Origin of the sequence: Clostridium autoethanogenum DSM 10061, from assembly GCF_001484725.1 — a bacterium.
GTDB lineage: Bacteria > Bacillota > Clostridia > Clostridiales > Clostridiaceae > Clostridium_B > Clostridium_B ljungdahlii.
The window spans coordinates 1258609-1275080 of the sequence record NZ_CP012395.1; the positions used below are offsets into that span (position 1 = coordinate 1258609).

Annotated in this window: 17 protein-coding genes; 1 reads left to right on the plus strand and 16 read right to left on the minus strand. The window is 30.7% G+C overall.

What is annotated here, in order from left to right:
• The 10 genes from CLAU_RS05600 to CLAU_RS05645 all read right to left on the minus strand — a co-directional run bounded on the left by CLAU_RS05600 (position 1) and on the right by CLAU_RS05645 (position 10458).
• On the minus strand, positions 1–1443 hold the full coding sequence (locus CLAU_RS05600; protein WP_023162165.1) for an MFS transporter: 1443 nt from the start codon (positions 1441–1443) through the stop codon (positions 1–3).
• Between the two features lie 393 nt (positions 1444–1836).
• On the minus strand, positions 1837–2217 hold the full coding sequence (locus CLAU_RS05605) for a DUF2178 domain-containing protein (RefSeq protein ID WP_013239909.1): 381 nt from the start codon (positions 2215–2217) through the stop codon (positions 1837–1839).
• The gene (locus tag CLAU_RS05610; protein WP_013239910.1) at positions 2204–2419 is read right to left on the minus strand and encodes a helix-turn-helix transcriptional regulator; all 216 of its coding nucleotides are present in this window, start codon (positions 2417–2419) and stop codon (positions 2204–2206) included. Before CLAU_RS05610 ends, CLAU_RS05605 begins: the two co-directional genes overlap by 14 nt.
• Before the next feature lie 388 nt (positions 2420–2807).
• The gene (locus CLAU_RS05615; protein ID WP_013239911.1) at positions 2808–3233 is read right to left on the minus strand and encodes a YjdF family protein; all 426 of its coding nucleotides are present in this window, start codon (positions 3231–3233) and stop codon (positions 2808–2810) included.
• Between the two features lie 176 nt (positions 3234–3409).
• Complete coding sequence (locus CLAU_RS05620) at positions 3410–4558, minus strand: MFS transporter (protein WP_023162166.1); 1149 nt, start codon at positions 4556–4558, stop codon at positions 3410–3412.
• 255 nt (positions 4559–4813) lie between these two features.
• Positions 4814–6385 carry an HAL/PAL/TAL family ammonia-lyase gene (locus tag CLAU_RS05625; protein WP_013239913.1) on the minus strand — a complete coding sequence of 524 codons (1572 nt, stop codon included), beginning with the start codon at positions 6383–6385 and terminating at the stop codon, positions 4814–4816.
• 22 nt (positions 6386–6407) lie between these two features.
• A complete protein-coding gene (locus CLAU_RS05630; protein WP_013239914.1) occupies positions 6408–6950 on the minus strand; it encodes a hypothetical protein in 543 nt (180 codons plus the stop codon).
• Between the two features lie 22 nt (positions 6951–6972).
• Positions 6973–7209, minus strand: coding sequence for a hypothetical protein (locus CLAU_RS05635; protein WP_013239915.1), 237 nt, complete (start codon positions 7207–7209; stop codon positions 6973–6975).
• On the minus strand, positions 7209–8612 hold the full coding sequence (locus tag CLAU_RS05640; RefSeq protein ID WP_013239916.1) for a sodium:solute symporter family protein: 1404 nt from the start codon (positions 8610–8612) through the stop codon (positions 7209–7211). The genes CLAU_RS05635 and CLAU_RS05640 overlap by 1 nt, the downstream gene beginning before the upstream one ends.
• Before the next feature lie 202 nt (positions 8613–8814).
• Positions 8815–10458, minus strand: coding sequence for a sigma-54 interaction domain-containing protein (locus tag CLAU_RS05645; protein WP_013239917.1), 1644 nt, complete (start codon positions 10456–10458; stop codon positions 8815–8817).
• 567 nt (positions 10459–11025) lie between these two features.
• Here CLAU_RS05645 and CLAU_RS05650 point away from each other — a divergent pair.
• The gene (locus tag CLAU_RS05650) at positions 11026–12408 is read left to right on the plus strand and encodes an aspartate kinase (protein ID WP_013239918.1); all 1383 of its coding nucleotides are present in this window, start codon (positions 11026–11028) and stop codon (positions 12406–12408) included.
• A 126-nt stretch (positions 12409–12534) separates the two neighbouring features.
• On the opposite strand, the gene CLAU_RS05655 is transcribed toward CLAU_RS05650, so the two are convergent.
• The 6 genes from CLAU_RS05655 to CLAU_RS05680 all read right to left on the minus strand — a co-directional run bounded on the left by CLAU_RS05655 (position 12535) and on the right by CLAU_RS05680 (position 16452).
• Entirely contained in the window at positions 12535–13149 is a 615-nt protein-coding gene (locus CLAU_RS05655) for a methyltransferase family protein (protein ID WP_013239919.1), read from the minus strand.
• A gap of 54 nt (positions 13150–13203) precedes the next feature.
• Complete coding sequence (locus CLAU_RS05660; RefSeq protein WP_013239920.1) at positions 13204–14163, minus strand: DUF4097 domain-containing protein; 960 nt, start codon at positions 14161–14163, stop codon at positions 13204–13206.
• A 4-nt stretch (positions 14164–14167) separates the two neighbouring features.
• Entirely contained in the window at positions 14168–14824 is a 657-nt protein-coding gene (locus CLAU_RS05665; RefSeq protein WP_013239921.1) for a permease prefix domain 1-containing protein, read from the minus strand.
• The gene (locus CLAU_RS05670) at positions 14817–15158 is read right to left on the minus strand and encodes a PadR family transcriptional regulator (protein ID WP_023162167.1); all 342 of its coding nucleotides are present in this window, start codon (positions 15156–15158) and stop codon (positions 14817–14819) included. Before CLAU_RS05670 ends, CLAU_RS05665 begins: the two co-directional genes overlap by 8 nt.
• Before the next feature lie 193 nt (positions 15159–15351).
• Complete coding sequence (gene clpP, locus CLAU_RS05675) at positions 15352–15936, minus strand: ATP-dependent Clp endopeptidase proteolytic subunit ClpP (protein ID WP_013239923.1); 585 nt, start codon at positions 15934–15936, stop codon at positions 15352–15354.
• 165 nt (positions 15937–16101) lie between these two features.
• Entirely contained in the window at positions 16102–16452 is a 351-nt protein-coding gene (locus tag CLAU_RS05680; protein WP_013239924.1) for a helix-turn-helix transcriptional regulator, read from the minus strand.
• Between the last annotated feature and the right edge of the window lie 20 nt (positions 16453–16472).

The following is a 16472-nucleotide window of genomic DNA, read 5'->3' on the forward strand; positions in this document are numbered from 1 at the left end:
TCACCCCTTCATATATAATCCCCTTAATTTTTTACTATAGTAAAGCCTTAATGCAGTTATCAAAACTCCAAATAAGCACATAATACCAACACTTATATATACTGATCTCATGCCATAAATAAAAACATCATCTCTGCCTTTTATGTAATCCACCACTCTGTACCCAATTTTATGACTCATTCTATTGTAAAGTAATAAAGTGGAAAGAGATGTACCTAGAACAAATCCTAAGTTTCTAATAAGGGCATTTACACTTCCTGCTATTCCAAGCTTATCTCTACTAACAGTAGACATAACTAGCGAATTATTAGGAGATTGAAACATTCCATTTCCTAGAGTCATAATTACTATATAACCTATAATCAAAAGTACAGAAGACCTTTCATTTAAACTAGATAAGAAAAACAACCCTAAACTCGTAAAACTAAGTCCAAATAAGGTAAGTATCTCGGATCCAATTTTATCTGACATATATCCACTAAAAGGAGCCACTACAGATAAAACAATAGGAGATACCATCATGAGCATCCCAGATGCTGCCGGTGAAAATTTCAATGTATCCTGAAAGTAAAAAGGAAGTATTATATTTGATGCACTAATTGCAATAAATGAAATAAAAGCACATATTATACTTATTGAAAATAAACTGTTTTTAAAAATACTCAATTGCAAAATTGGCATGCTTATTTTATGTTCTAATATAATAAACAATACAAAAGTTATAAATGAAATTACAAAAGCTGAAATTATAAATATATTGTCATACCCCTTTACCTGACCTTGTCCCAATGCTCCAAACAGCGAAACTGTAGCTACTACAAATAGTAAAGCTCCTTTTATATCTAGTTTTTCATCAGAAGTAGTATGTGCTTTAGGAAATATCTTTAATGTAAGTATAAATACAATTATTCCTATTGGTATGTTTATTAAAAATATATATTCCCAGCTTATAGCGGAAACAATAATGCCCCCAATTGGAGGACCTGCCATAGAACCCAATGCCACAAATGTACCTAAAACTCCAAGTGCCCTCCCCCTCTCGTTAGCCGGAAAAACGTGAGTTATGATTCCTTGATTAGTAGCCATGGTAGCTGATGCTCCTACTGCCTGTATAACTCTTGCTGTTACAAGTAAGGGCAGTGAACTTGTGAGCCCACACAGCAGTGAACCCATTATAAAAAGAACGACTCCAAATTTAAAAACTTTTGTCTTTCCTATCATGTCTCCAAGCCTTCCAAATATTAAAATAGTTGCTGCAACAGTTATTAAAAAACTGGTAACAACCCATGTAATACCTGACATTCCTACATTTAATTTAGATGCCATATCCGGCAGTGCTACATTTACAATGCTGCCGTCAAGTGTTGACATAAATGTAGCAGAAACAACTGTAATCAGAATCAGCCACTTTTTTTTATTCATTTCACTTTCAATTTTTTTCAACCTTCACTCATCCTCTCACAAATGCTTTTTCATTTTTTTAATCTTTCAAGTTTTTTATCCGATGACTACCTGATCTAATACTCTCACGCACTCTGTGAAAGCGACTATCACCAAATCAAAGATTTGGGATATCTACTTTTCTCCAAGTGTACGTTGCGAGCAGCTACGTCTCTGGATAACAATTTTTTCTAAAGGATAACGCCTTCTAAGTGCTGAAACACTAAGAATCCTGTTAATAAGCATCAGGTGGAGTCAAAACTCCATCTGATGCCAAAAACTCTGTTTATAAAAATAAGCCTGTATACATCTATATATGTTATTAGTTAGTTTGTTCAAAGTTAACGCCTTATTATTCATAGTCAATAAGTTTTTACTTTCACTATCTGTTGTTTTTTACATTTCCTTATGATACTTAGAAAAAGACACCATATAGGATGCAAAAATAACCAAATATGCTGCAATTGCAAGGAAAATTGTAAGTAAATTAACTCTCAAAAAAACGTATGAAATTACAAGAATACCAAATACTATTTCCATAATATCAAAAGCCTTTGCCTTAGCTCTATTTTCAATAGCAATGTTCCGTTCATCTTTATCTTTTTCTTTCACAAGAAATTTATGATATATGCCATTAGTAATTGAAGCTACCGCCATTGCCATAAGAATTAAAGGTATGGTTTTAGACGTATATCCACCTACAAAAAACATACCGATTGCTGAACTAATTAGCATTACAACTACTGCCACGATAAATACATAATTAAAAGTTTTCATTTTCTGAACTCTCCTCATAAATAAATATTTCTTCAATACTCACATTAAAAAATTTAGAAATCTTAAAAGCTAGCAATATAGATGGATTATAGCGTCCATTTTCAAGGGATCCAATTGTTTGTCTTGATACCTCCAGTTTTTGTGCTAGCTCCTCTTGTGTGATGCCATGTTGTTTTCTAATTTTTTCAAGCCTGTTTTTCAAATTAATGCCTCCAATCACAATGAAAAGTGACTTTGTAATATTAGAATATTACTGTTTTTTTGCAATGTCAAGTTTGCTTTCCATCGTTGTTATAAACAGAGTTCTTGGCATAAGGTTGAGTTTTGACTCCAACTTATGCTTAGAAATCGTTATCCAGGCGCGTAGCAGTGCTTATCCCACCACTTTGATAGAAAAGCGAATATACCAAATCTTTGATTTGGTATAGTCGCTTTCACTGTGCGCGATGGGGCGTGTTAGCAATGGTAGCGATCGGATAAAAAAAGGGTTTTAAAAAATCAAACCCTTTCGTAGATACCATCTTAGCAAAAATAGCCATAAGATAATTTTAAAAACCACACCAAACAAATTAAATTATTGACAATTCTAGTTAATGTCCCCTGTGCTTCATTAATTTTTTCTGCTGCCTTAATTTAAATTTTTTCTCTTTTTCTTCTTCCTTTTTTTCTCTTGAGACCTTTTTTATTTTTAGTTTAAAATCTTCATATTGCTGCTTCATGGCAATTTGGGCTTTTGTACCTATACCATTGTCTTTAGTCTCTTTTTTAATTTTTCTCTGAAGTCTTTTAGGATTTATCTTTTTATCAATGCTTTTATCAGAATAATTGATATCCAACGGTTTACTAAACTTTAAATCATTAAAATTTTTTAGTATATAGTCGTATACTTCATAGTCTTTTGGTTCAGCACCAAATACAACCCTTGAAAGATATATTGTATCAGAATCCCACCTTTTAAACACGCCAACCCAAAATGGCTCTTCAAAAAATACTGTTAGCTTAATATTAGCTGTCATTTTATATTCCTCCTGTTTAACAAATAAAAAATCTAGAGAATGGACAACCCCAGGAGGGCAGGTTACTGCTAACTTATAAAGTACAAGCCAAGTTTTGGACTACCAACCAAAACTGTGTTTTTATCTCTATTAACATAATAGCAAAAATCATCTAAAATGCAATGTTTTTTCAAAACCTAAACTTTACCAGGTTTAAAAATTCTATAGTACACAGAAATTAATGCTATGTATATGTAAAACAATATTTGTATTATAAATACATAAGTTATTTTTATACCACCTGCAAAACCTATTATATAGGTTAAAAATGTAGCTCCCAAGTTATTGAAAATCATAGTAACAGCAGATGCAGAAGGTATATTTTTTTCAGTAACATGCTGCACAATATATCCTTGCAGTGCAGGATACATAATTGATATTGATATTCCTATAATTGCAAATCCTGTTAAAGCTTGAAGCTTACTTTTTCCAAATAGTAAAATAATAATTCCTAAAATTGATATTAAAGGTGATATGGAAAGGAATCTAAGTTGTCCAACCCTTTCTAAAAATTTATCTCCTAAACTCCTTCCTATAGTAAACAAGATCCAAAAGCTTAAAAGTATATTTGGTACTTCGATTTTACTAATTCCATAATATTTTTCAAGAAAAGTTCCTGTCCAATTTGTAGTTGAGATCTCCGCTCCGACATAGAAAAATACCGCAATACAAAGCAATAAAATCATAGGGTTTTTTAATATAGAAAAAGAAGTGTTACATTTAGAATTACTTTTATAAAATGTCCTTCTATCCATTTTTGACACAAGAATAATATAAAAAGATATAAGTAATATATGAATAATATATGTGTAATTAAATTTTATACCCATCTTTAATATAAATCTGTCTATTGGCAAAATTAAAATTCCACCTAATCCAAAGCATGCATTTGCAAAACTAAATTTTTGATATTTTTGTGGAAGAAGTGAAAGCATCGTACTCAAATACAAGCATGCCATCCCGGTTGCCAATCCTGCCATAAAATATCCAGTTAAAATAACATAAAATGATTTGGAAAATACAATTATAAGACTTGCAAAAATTTCAAATACAATTCCCAGATACAGTCCATTTTTAATTCCCAGCCACGGCATAAGTTTTGCCCCTACAATATTTGTTATAAGTGCGGCACAATATACTACTGATGGTATAAATGCAATGACATATGATGACACATTATACGTACTTTTTATAGTTGTTATAAAAGGTGATAATGTATTAGAAAACAGTGACAATAAAAAATATCCTATAAAAATAGTTACCATAGCTTTAAAGTTTTTTTCCATTAAATTTCTCCTACAAAAAATTTTTGAATTAGTTTTACTTTCCACCTTGTTTTTCAAAACATAAATCCAATTATTATACAAAGTTCATTATAGTATATAAAATTAACTTTTAAAACGAGATCTTTTTATAATTCTATTTGATACTGACTTTTCATATACATCCCTTTCTGGATTATAACATTTTTCTTATAATATAATAAGGGCATGAAAGTTTCCTGCTTACTTTCATGCCCTTATTATATTAAGGCCTACATTTTAAATTTCCAAAACACCTATTACATCTTCAACTTCTTCTAAAATATTGCCTTCATGTATTTGATTATTTATATACTCAATATAAGGATATAAATGCTCATCATCTTCTATCTTAGGAACAACTTTTCTAATCAAATCATACACCGATTTTGTTGCCGTAGACATCTTTAGTGGTTTTAGAAACTCAACAGCTTGAAGTGCATTTAATAACTCAATGGATAATATGTTTTCCAATAATCCCACACACTTATACGCTTTCCTTGAAGCATTGTAACCCATGCTCACATAATCTTCTTGATTTGCACATGTTGGAGTGTTATCAATACTTGCTGGTGTTGACAATATACGCATCTCCCCTAAAAGTCCTGCAGCCGTATATTGTGGAATCATAAAACCATTATTAAGTCCAGTCTTCTCAATTAAAAATGCCGGCAATTCGCTTATATGATGATTTACAAGCCTATCTATTCTTCTTTCTGACATTTTGGCAATGCTTGTCATAGCAATGCATGAGGAATCTGCTTCAATTCCAACATATGATCCATCTGCATTACAACCCATAAGTGCAACACCATCATCTTTAATTGGATATATAACAGGATTATCACAGCAGGAATTGATTTCAGTAATTATTGTTTTTGCAGCATCTTTTAGAGTTTTTTTAGCTGCTCCATGCAGCTGAGGTATACATCTTAAAGAAAGCGCATCCTGAAGTCTATAATCTTTATATTTTATGGCAATTTCACTGTCTTTAAGTATCCTTAGAATATTTCTAGCTGTCATGTTCTGTTCCTCATGGGGTCTTACAGACTGCAGTCTAGGGTCAAATGCTCTTGTAGTTCCCCTTAAAGCCTCAAGGCTTATTGCTCCGATAATATCTGCAGTTTTTGCAGCCTTTATTCCATCGTATATTGCCAATGCAGCTAGGGCAGTAACCGAAGTAGTTCCGGAAACCAAAGCAAGTCCTTCCTTACAACCTAATTCAACTGGTTTTATCCCTTCCAATTGTAATGCCTCATAACCATCTATTAGTTTGCCATTATAAAAAGCCTTACCTTCACCTATAAGAACTAAGCTGATATGTGCTTCTACTGAAAGATATCCTACTGACCCATGACAGGGCGCAAATGGAACTATATTACTATTTAAAATGCTAGCTATAGTTTCAATAGTATCCAGTTTTACTCCTGAATAACCTTGTCCCATATTCAAAATCATCATTAATAGAATTGCCCTAACACACTCCCCTTCTAATGCTTCCCCTATTGAACAAGCATGGGATCTCAGTATATTTTTCTGAAGAATAATTGCATCTTCAGGCTCAATAATCTTATCACAGTTATCACCAAATCCTGTAGTTAAACCATATATAACTCTTTTCTCCTTTAAAAATTTCTCTACCAGTCCTCTCGATTTAGTAACTCTTTCTCTAAAAGCATCTGATAATATAACTGTTGCCTTATACCTTGATATTGCTATAAACTCCTCAAGAGTAATATCTTTACATCCTATAACTACCTGCTTTAACTTTTTTGCATATTGAATACAGTCTTTCTCATCTTCATATTCCAATAGTATCACCTCTTCATCTTAGTTACATACTCCTATGTGATCCACATCCATCAGCTGCAATAGGCATATATCGAACCTTATTGCCTTCTGCCACATCACCATAAAGAGCAACCCAATATGGTCTAAAAACACTTTCTATTTTTAAAACTTTGAATTCTGGTATTCCTCCGACATGCCTGTGCACAACTTTTAATGCAAGCTTTCTTGCTTTTAATATAAGATAATCATCATCTTTATCAGACAGTTGAATAGCATTACTATCAACTTCCTTTAATTCAATTATGTCAGGCATACTATCTACCCATGAAACAGATCCTGTTGATCCATTGGCAAGCAAAGTAATTGTTTGTTTTTTTTCATGAGCTTTTTTTGATACCATTCTTTCAATAACTGTTGGTTTATGGATAATTTCAAGGGTCACAAGTTTAAATTCAACAAAATGTTTTCTAACCTCAGAAAGCTTTTTATTTAAAAATATAACTTTCCATAAAACTCCTCCCATAGCTTGAGCTCTTTTCTCTGCTTCTTGTTTTTCAACTTTAATAGGGAATGCTCTTATATCCATAATATCTACTCCTAATAAAAATTTATTTTTCCTTATTGCCTTTAGACTTTCTAGAAAATTTAAATATTATTCCAAGATAATTTATAAAAATTAAAGTTACAGCAATCATAATCCCATAGGGAATTAACCTTCCCACTATAAAGTCATTATGAGCTGAAATTGCATAATAAATTACCCCTACTACTATAAAATAAAGCAATACAAGAAACCCATCAATTCCAAACCAGGAAATTTCAAGTTTATCATTTTTCTTTGACATTATACTACCTCCTTAGCTACTTTTTCAGGAATAGACTTACCAAACTTATTGCCTAAAATCCATGCTATTAAAGACAATGGCAGTGCAACAACAAGTGCTTCCACATTGAAAGCCTTAATAGGAAATAACTTAAAATATGCAAATGCAAATCCCCCTACAAGTATCCCAAGATAACCTCCTAATGCCGTTTTCTTACCTTTCCAAACAAGTCCACCAACTATTGGGACAAATCCTGCTGCCATCCAGATACTGCTTACAAATATAAATGCATCTTGTGCTGTAGTAAATTTAAATGCAATTGATAATGCTGCTACTGATTCTATTATTATACCTATTCTTGTAAGTAGAACCAGTTTGTCCTGCGTAACATTTCCTTTAATCCTACCGTATATATCATTTGCAAGAGTTGCTCCACCTGAAAGGTAATATCCATCTAATGCAGAAATTATTGAACCTGCAAGACCAATTATAAATAATGCCCTTACTCCTTGAGGTAAACTTCCTAATACAAGTTTTATATATCCTTCTCCAGGTACCATATTTGGATACCTTACCTTAACAATGAGTCCTGTAAGAGTTAATACAATATCAAAACAAACCCACAAAACAAAGCATGATAGAAGTGCACGTCTTCCTGATTTTGGTGAATCTGATGCAGAAAATCTTTGGTAAAATGTTGGATCGGCATAAACTCCAAATGAAAGTACACAGAGCATTAAAGCTTTCATAGGCGTAAGTCCACCTAATGGATCCATTAACGCTGGAGTTTTAGATAATGCATGCTGAAGTCCAGCCCATCCGCCAACACTATCCCATTGTCCAGGCAGCACCATTGTAAGTCCAAAACACATACACCAAAACATTAACATATCAGTAACTGCAACTCCCATAAGTCCCCCTAAAACTGCAATTACAATAACCATTACAATACATACTATACCTGCCGTAAAATTATTAATTCCCCAGGCAACCTTTCCTATAAACCCAAATGACGTTAACTGACCTATTTGAGTGCAGTACGTAAGCATTAATATAGCACCAAGGACTGCAACTCCCTTGCCATATGCACTCTCCAATAAATCTGGAACTGTAATGTCTGTTCTAATATGTATTTTAGGTCCTACCCAAAGTGCTAATGGCATACGTCCTAAATGGGAGGTAACACACCAAATAACCCAAACAGATAATCCATACATTGCTGAATACTCAACTGTTCCAATTGTTCCAACTCCACCATACCAAGTTGCAACTAGTGCTCCAACAGTAAGAGACCATGGAAGACTCCTATTACCTAGATAAAAACTCTCCATATCTTTTACTGCCCTTGAAAAATACCAGCCAATAAAAATTAGTAGAATTGAGCATAAAATGATAACTACATTGTCAAAGCTTGATAATAACATAATCCAACACCTACCTTATTTTATATTTTGTATCTAATTAATAAAATAATTTATAGCAAAAGTCATGCCAGCTTCAGTATTGTGTGAATATATTAAAAATGCTGAAAATATCAGGTTTTATTCTAGCTTATTGCATTTTCATATCCTATGATTTTAAAAAAGATGCATAATGATTTTGCAAAAGTGCAAAATCATTATGCATCTATAATCCATATTTTTTCATTCTATATTGCAGACTTTGTCTCTTCATTCCCAAGTATTTTGCTGTATTTGTCACATTATTCTTATTTTTTCTAAGAGCAGTTTTTATTACTTCTCTCTCATATTCATTAAGTATCTGTTCCAGTGTTTTATGCTGCAAACCTTTTTTGCAGTCCCTGTTAGCTTTCTTTTTCATATATTGGGGTAAATCACTTATATATATAGTATCCTCAGTTATAGTGTTAAATATATATTCAATACAATGCTGCAGCTCCCTTACGTTTCCCGGCCAATCATATTCTTTAAATACTTTGATAACTTCATCTGACATTACATTTATATTTTTTGAATAATTACGGCATAATTTTTTCATAAATAATTGTGCCAGTAGTTCAATATCTTTTTTTCTTTCCCGAAGTGGAGGAATGTTAATCGTTATTGTACTTATTCTATAATATAAATCACTTCTCATCTTGCCATTTTTAATCAATGAAAATGGTTTTTCATTGGTAGATGAAATGATCCTTACATTACTTTCAATATCTTTGCTTCCTCCTACCCTTCTAAAACTTTTCTCCTGCAAAACCCTAAGAAGTTTAGACTGCATTTGAAGACTCATTGAATTAATTTCATCTAAAAATAATGTACCGCCCTCAGCCTGTTCAAATAGTCCCTTCTTATCATAACTTCCAGTAAAGGCTCCCTTTTCTGTACCAAACAATATACCCTCTACTAAATTTTCAGGAATAGCAGCACAGTTTACTGCAATGAATTCCTTATATTTTCTTTTACTTGCAGAATGAATACTCTGTGCAAACAATTCCTTGCCAGTACCAGTCTCCCCATATATAAGTACAGAACAATCTCTTTCAGCAACATTACATGCTAAATTAATTGCTTCAAGAAAATTTTCATCTTTTCCAATTATATCATCAAAATTATAATATTTTAATGCATAGTACTTTTTTGGCGACTTTAAATATTTATTACTTTTTTTAGTATCTATAAAATTCTTAAAAATTGCAGCTTTCTCCCTATACTTTTGGAAAACTGACACATCTTGTACTAACCCAACAGCTCCAATTAAATTACTTCCTAGAAATAAAGGATAACCTGAATTCATTGTTGAAATTATTTCACCTTTATTATTCTTAAAATTATCACATCTATCTACTATAGCTTCTCCCTTTTTCATTGTATTTAAAATCGTACTATAATCTTCCTCTAAACTATAAATATCCAATAAATGCTTTCCAATTATATTTCTTCTATCCATCTTTTCAATTTTCTCATTAAATTTATTGCAAAATACAAGATGTGCATTCTTATCATATATCTGCATTCCTTCTGATAAGCAGTCAAAAGCCGCCCTATATAGATCTTCATCACTTTCTGCCTGAGTTATGTATAAAATGTATCCTTTGCCTGTAAAATTCTCGGTTTTAAAATATCTAAGAAATAGCTCCCCCCATTTTATATAACCACTATCTATTTTCAAATCTACATCTAAAAAACTAGTGATTTCATTTCCTATATATTTTTTTAAAATATATATCCTCTTATCTGTTCTCGTTAAATCTCCAAATTTGACATGTCTTAGAACATTATCATTATCAATAAATAACATAATATCAATGGAAATCATACCTTTACCCCCTTAAAGTTGATTTCATATTTAGTAATTCTAAAAATCAATAATTATTGCATTTTTAGTTAAATGCATATTGTCTTCAATTTTTATATGATTATATCATTTTTACTAATATAAAACCACTTTAAGACACATTATTTATAGTTTGTAATTCATATTTTTTAAATATGCCTCTAGATTAATAATAATTTCATAAAATTATAAAGTAAATTTTGTCAAATTATTAACAAAATTTTATAAAGTCCTTGTATACCTTTTCATAATATCATATTCTATTAACAAATATAAAATAATCATTCTTACCTAAAAAGCGCGCACATACTGTAAAATGTTGTAATTGATAACATTTTACAATATAAATGAAAATAACCAATTGAATTTTTACAGATACCTTCTGCCTTTAAATTGCATAAAATATTATAGTACTTTATTCAAAAGCATTTTTAGCAATATTTCTAGCATTAAAAGCAATAAAAAGTGTAAAATTCTAAACTATAATATAATAAAGCTATAATAAAAAAATCTGATTTAATAAATTATAATTCATAGGAGACCTTAAAAATGAATAAATTAATAGTTGCTAAATTTGGAGGAAGCTCACTAGCTAATGATAAACAATTTAAAAAAGTAAAGGAAATCGTTTTGCAAGATAAAAGGAGACGATATATCATAGTTTCTGCTCCAGGAAAAACTTTTGAAAAAGATTATAAAGTCACAGATCTTCTATATAAATGCTATTGTTGTGTTGACAATAAAAATCTATTTGAAAATTATTTCAATATAATCGAAGGAAAATATGTTTCTATATGTAATAATTTAAAATTAGATTTAGATATAAAAAAATTCTTATATGGTATAAAAAATGATTTTTTTAACGGTGCCTCTAAGGACTATATTTTAAGCCGTGGAGAATATCTGAATGGTTTAATTTTTTCAAAATTTATGAATTTTACGTTTATAGATCCTTCAGATATAATCTCATTTAAGCAAAATGGCCAGTTAGATAAAGAAGCTACTAAAATGTTAATTTTGAGTAAACTTTCCCATATAGAAAAAGCTGTAATACCCGGTTTTTATGGTTCTAATAAAGATGGATCGATTAAAACTTTTCCAAGAGGAGGATCAGACATAACTGGTTCCATAATATCAAGTGTTATGAATGCTTCTATATATGAAAACTGGACTGATGTATCCGGCGTGTTAATGGCAAATCCAAAGATTGTAAAAGACCCTAAAAATATAAGAAACATGACATATAAAGAAATAAAAAATCTTTCTCATATGGGAGCAAATGTTCTTAATGAAGATTCAATTATTCCAGCTGAGGAAAGTAAAATTCCAATAAATATAAGAAACACCAATAATCCAGACGACATTGGTACTCTTATATCTGATAATTTACCCGATGAAGATTATAAAAATACTATTGCTGGAATATCCGGCAAAGAAAATTTTTCAATAGTAACATTGGAAAAGCTCAATTTGATAAATGATGGTTTGCATAATCTATTTTCCATTATAAACACTAATAATATTTCTATAGAACATTTATCTTTTAATTCAGATTCTGTATCATTAATTGTACCAGATTTCCAATTACGTAAATGTGAAAGTTCTTTTATTAGTAAAATAGAAACTCAGCTTAATCCAGGTTCCATAACTATAAATCATAATATATCTTTAGTCGGAATAATTATAAGAAATATAAATAAATTTAGGCAAATTATCCATAGGATTTTTCAAAATTTATCTAACCAAAATGTTAAAATAAAAATAATTATACAGCCATCTTGTGAATCCAATATTATTTTTGGAGTAGAGGACGCTGATCTTTCTAAGACAATTAAACTAATTTATGAATCAATTAATAATCCTGTATTAATTGAAAAGTCAAATACGGAAAATGAATCCCTTCCTATTTATTTTAATGTATTAAGTAAATAAATTTTTCAAACTTATTCAAAGCATGTACTCATTCTAATACTAAAAAGTTACCTGTACTGATAATACACTTAGAGGACTTGATTAGTTTGCAAAACAATTTTTGTAAACTAATCAAGTCCTCATATCTTACCACACAAATGGAAATAAACAATACGTACGCTTACAGTAATCTTCAAATTCTTTTTTAAATTGTTCCCTTAATGCCTTTTCTTCAACTTTTATTCTAATCCCATAACATAATACACAAATGACTAAAACAACTATAGGTGCCAATATATTTCTCAATGAAAATGCTATTCCCAAAAGACTTAGTATACTTCCTGTATAAGCAGGATTTCTTACATATCGATAAAACCCTTTTTGTATTAAATGTTGGTCAGATGTTGTTTGTACTGATAATGTAAATGCTTTTTTTAATGTCCACACAGAATAAGCCCTGATTATAGTACCTGCTATTATTAGGAAAATACCTAAATAATAAAATATGTGTGGGAATACAAGATTTCTTATAAATTCACTTACTTCTGAACCTGTGAAATAATAGCTTACATAAATACTTAACCAATATCCTAAAACTATTAACCAAATTGAACCTCTATCAGATTTTTTCCTATTTTTTTTATTTCCACTTGAAGCAAATATCCATATTATAAATTCACATAGAAACATAAATCCAATTGCAAAAATATATATATTATATTCAAACATATTTGAAAATTTTGCGAAGTCACTAATATCCAAGCCTTTCCACCTCCAACATTTTATTTAATCCCTTTTCTTTATTTTCCATATTCATCACTTGCTTGAAATATCTATATCACCTGATACTGTACCTACATTTATTGTCTTATATGGTCCATTTCCTACTTGTGCAGATGCTTTGCTTTTTCTACTATTTTCATAGGTTAATGGAAAATCTCCTTTTATATCTCCAGAAGTACACTTTCCTTCAAATTTAAAACTCAAATTTTGAGGAAGTACCATCTTCACATCTCCAGAAGTAGAGCTTGCCTTAGCATACTCATCAATGGACTTGTAATTCATTTTTATATCTCCTGATACAATTTTTGCATTTCCAGAGCCTGAAATAGACTTTACGAATATATCCCCTGATATAGCTTGTATATTATAATATTTAGAATCCAGGCTAGTTATACCTATATCTCCTGAATTTGTTTTTATATCGACATTATTTGCAGTAATACTACCATCCATCTTAAAATCTCCAGAACTTTGTATACAATTTATATCATTCAATTTCATGTCAGAGTTAAATAAGATATCTCCTGAAGTTGTACTTATATCTAAATCTTTAGCATAGCTTTTAGGTACATACAATTCTATTTTCTCATTTGTATTGAATCCATCGAATATATTAATAAATTTATTGTGAAAAACTTTATTTTCATCTCTCCTTCTAATTTCAATGTCATTTCCCTGTTTTTCTATTACAAACTTATCTCCATCTTTTAACTTTCTAGATGCACTTTGTACAACTTTTAAGTTTGATTCATCTGTTGCCTGTACAATCACATCTCCTCTAAAAAATCTCAAGCTTATCTTACTACAATTATTTACAGATGTGCTTTCACTTTTCTGTACAACATACCTAGCACCTGTTATTTTATTTCCATATTCAAATATTGGGAAACCCTCTCCGTGAGAAAATCCATATATTAAGAAAGATATGCCTGCTGCTGCAATGACAGCCCACATTACAATTAATACTTTTATTAGGCTTCTATTTCTATTCATATTTCTACTCCTTCAACTTAAAGCTCAAAGTTATAATTTTTTCTACGGCAGCACCTATTATAAATATAACCCAGGAATATCCCCAAGCATCAAAAACAAAACTCAATATAAAATATAGGGCAACTATAATTAGCCATGCTATAGATTTAATTGATTTAATAATTTCCATTTGGCTGTCATTAGAAGATTTCCACTGTTTGAATTCTTCCACGATAGTATCATCTCCTTTTACATATTTAGGCTTTGAAGCATGATTGTAGACTATAAGACATGTTGCAATAGCATCTATTGTAAGCATAAGACTTACGGATACAACATTATTTACCATAAAAACTTGATTTAACAGCATTAAAAGCACTACACTCATAATATATAATCCTACAGACACAGACAATACAAGTGCATTTTTCCTGCGATATTTTTGCTCCTCATCATAATCAAACATATTTTTATCTTTTAACCCCTCTAAGAGTTCATCCACATCACCTATACTTGAAATAGCTATTTTAAAGGCTTCTTCTTCACCTTTTCCTGAAGATACCAAATCATCATATTTATCTATAAGATTAGCTAAAAGCTCTTCTTTAAGCTCTGTTGCTCTATGAGTTTTAGGTGCATTTTCAAATAATTCTTCTACACTATTTCTCAATCTTTCATGCATTTTCATTACCTCCATTAATTAACTTATCTATTAATTCCTTTGATTCATTCCAATCTAGCCTATTTTGATTTAGTACTTCTTTTCCCAATTCTGTTATAGAATAATATCTCCTTCTTGCTCCTGTATTTTGATCTCCCCAATAAGAAGTTATAAGAGAAGCTTTTTCCAGCCTTCTGAAAGCAGAATAAAGAGTTGCTTCTTTAAGTTCATATTTATTATCCGTCTTTTCCTTTATAAATTTATTGATTTCATAACCATAGCTGTCCTTTTCAATTAAGTGCGCCAAAATTATGGTTTCTGTATGCCCCCTTATAACATTTGAAGTTATAGACATCTACTCACTCCTTACAACATATTAAATTGTAAACTAAATTACTTTAATAATTTAGTTATATTATATAAAATCATACCTCACCTGTCAAGGTATATTTTATTTGGACATATATATAATGTGAATATATGTCCAAATAAAAAAGCAGCAGCTGCATAATGAAGTTTTCTTCATTATGCAGCTGCTGTTTAAAAAACTATTTTGAAAGTATTTTATCCACTAATCCATAATCTAAAGCTTCTTTAGCTGACATAAAATAATCTCTCTCAACGTCCTTTTCTATCTTTTCAATAGGTTTACCTGTCATTTCACTGTATAATCTATTCATCTTTTTCTTTATTCCTAAAAGCCATTTTGTGTGAATTTCTATGTCTGTGGCCTGACCCTGCATTCCACCGTATACAGAGGGCTGATGTATTAAAATTTCACTGTTTGGGAGAGCAAATCTCTTTCCTTTTGCCCCTGCTGCAAGCAAAAATGAGCCCATGCTGGCAGCCATACCAACACATATTGTGGATACATCGGATCTTATATACTGCATTGTATCATATATTGCCATTCCAGCAGTAATAGATCCTCCTGGACTATTTATATAAAAATTGATATCACTGTCAGGATTATCTGATTCCAAAAATAAAAGCTGTGCCACAATTGAACTTGCAGCTTCATCTGTTACCTGACCATTTAACATTACTATCCTATCTTTTAAAAGCCTTGAAAATATATCGTAAGAACGTTCTCCTGCATTTGTATGATCAATTACTACTGGTACATAACTCATTATTCAAATCACCTCGTAAAAATATTGTCTTAATAAACAAAGTTCTTGGCATCAGATGGAGTTTTAACTCCACCTGATGCTTAGAAATCGTTATCCAGGGACGTAGCTGCTCTAATACTCCCACTTGGAGATGGAGTATTAGAGCAGGTAGTCATCGGATAAATATTAAGCTGCCATAGAAATACTACTTGCAGTTCTATTTCTTCTGAATTCCCTTGGAGGCATTCCATAAAGTTTTTTGAAGGCCTTTGTAAAAGATTCCTGAGAACTAAACTGATACTTTAATGCTATATCTACAATTTTATTACGTGTATTTAAAAGCTCATTTGCAGCTTCTTTAAGTCTTCTCCTTCTTATATATTCAGCTACAGGTTCTCCAACAACAGAATGAAAAATTCTATGAAAATGATATTTTGACAGGAAGACTTTGTGAGCAATATCTTCAAGTTCTATTTTATTTTCTAAATTATGCTCTATATATTCAATAGACTTCCTAATACAAGCATTGTAATTCATTTTAGAATACCTACCTCCTT